This is a genomic window from uncultured Mucilaginibacter sp. (assembly GCF_903913935.1).
Taxonomy (GTDB): domain Bacteria; phylum Bacteroidota; class Bacteroidia; order Sphingobacteriales; family Sphingobacteriaceae; genus Mucilaginibacter.
The window spans coordinates 1-1,614 of sequence record NZ_CAIWNH010000001.1 but is presented as its reverse complement, the minus strand read 5'-3'; the positions used below and the strand labels follow the sequence as shown (position 1 = coordinate 1,614).

Genomic DNA, 1,614 nt, shown 5'->3' with positions numbered 1-1,614 from the left:
GTTTATCAGCGTATTATGCTTCTTCTGTAGTTGCTGCCGGGGTTACGTTTTTGATACTTAATTGAAAACGTGTATTAAGGGCTACTTCGTAATTTCCTTTTAATAAGATTTCTTTAATAGCCACATCAGCTAACATAGTATCAGCTAAATCTTTTGCTAAAGGAATACCACTTAAAACATTAATAGTTCTTCCAGCTACAAACTCTATCAGAAATTTATATCCAGCTTTTCGGCCAGTTCCAGCTCTTTCAAAATCAATCCTGTTTAATTCCAGCGTTTGATTACCATTAGCAGAACGCTTTAATAAGATTTTAATAATAGGCAGGTATTTGCTCCAAATCTGGGTGTACATAGTCGAGAAATAGTTTAATGTTTTAGGCAAATCATATCCCAAAAGGATAATGCCCGTTTAATATATACTGTAAAGGTGCACATTTTATGGCCGAAAAACGAATTTGGTTTATGAATGGAACTATTTTGTGCTAACTAACTCTCTATTATCTTCGTAGTATTATGACAGGAATAGATAGCGTTTTGTTGGAAGAGGTGATAGTTCACAAGATTGGAAATCCAACCCGGGGGGAGACTTTAGGTCTTTCTATGAACCCACTAACCTTAAATGATTCGATTGTTAGGGGCTTGCTTACTAAGTATTTTTTGGGACCATTTAATGAGGAGGAGCAGTATCATTTCACGCATATCAGTGATTTGGGGATGAACGAAGTATATCATTATGTCTCTGAATTGTTCCAAAATCCCAAGCTGTTTACGCAACAATCAGCATTGATGGCTCATTTTCTATATACAAAAAGTACCCATGCCAAAGTAAAGGAAGGGGAAATGTATATCGCTCATTTTAGTAATGTACCCTTTGGAACAGAATATGTTGAAGCTATTGGCATTTTCAAAAGTGAAAGCAAGGAGACATTTTTAAAAGTTTTTCCTCATGGTCAAAGTTGGGAAGTAATAGCGGAAGATGGAGTAAATATTAATAAACTCGATAAGGGCTGTTTAATATTTAAAAAAAACAGGGAGGAAGGATACGTAGTTTGTGTGGTAGATAATACTAATAAACAACAAGATGCCCAGTATTGGGTGAAAGATTTTTTACAGGTAGTTCCATCTGCAAATAGCTATTATCATACAGACGCAGCGATGGGAATGTGCAAATTATTTATCAGTAATGAGTTGCAGGAAAAATTTGAAGTCAATAAATCAGATCAGATAGATCTTCTAAATAGGAGTATGGACTATTTTAAAACGAAAGATGCTTTTAAGATGGATGAGTTTGCTACAGAAGTTTTGCATCACCCAGAAATGATAGAGACTTTTACGCAGTACAAGCAAACCTATGAAGCTTCAAGACATGTTATCATTGAGGACGAATTTGATATACACTTATCTGCTGTAAAAAAACAACAACGTGTTTTCAAGAGTATTCTAAAGCTCGACAAAAATTTCCATGTGTATATTCATGGTCGAAAAGACTTGATAGAAAAGGGATATGACGAGTTCAGTGGTAAGAATTTTTACAAATTATATTTCGATGAAGAGACTTAATTATATGGCCAAATCTTTTAGTTGCTGTTGAAAATCGTATTGAAGATCTTCGTG

At 34.6% G+C, this 1,614-nt stretch carries 2 protein-coding genes; one reads left to right on the top strand and one right to left on the bottom strand.

The annotated features are described in order from the left end of the window. Positions 1-13: 13 nt before the first annotated feature. Positions 14-352 (bottom strand): hypothetical protein, encoded by a 339-nt coding sequence (locus QZY09_RS00010; RefSeq protein ID WP_295666403.1) that lies wholly within the window; start codon positions 350-352, stop codon positions 14-16. A gap of 161 nt (positions 353-513) precedes the next feature. On the opposite strand from QZY09_RS00010, the gene QZY09_RS00005 reads away from it, so the two are divergent. After that, positions 514-1,560, top strand: coding sequence for a nucleoid-associated protein (locus QZY09_RS00005; protein ID WP_295666399.1), 1,047 nt, complete (start codon positions 514-516; stop codon positions 1,558-1,560). Positions 1,561-1,614: the final 54 nt, after the last annotated feature.

Excerpts from the sequence above, each read along its gene's own strand:
- QZY09_RS00005 (WP_295666399.1), top strand. The coding sequence starts at position 514 with ATGACAGGAATAGATAGCGTTTTGTTGGAAGAGGTGATAGTTCACAAG.
- QZY09_RS00010 (WP_295666403.1), bottom strand. The coding sequence starts at position 352 with ATGTACACCCAGATTTGGAGCAAATACCTGCCTATTATTAAAATCTTA.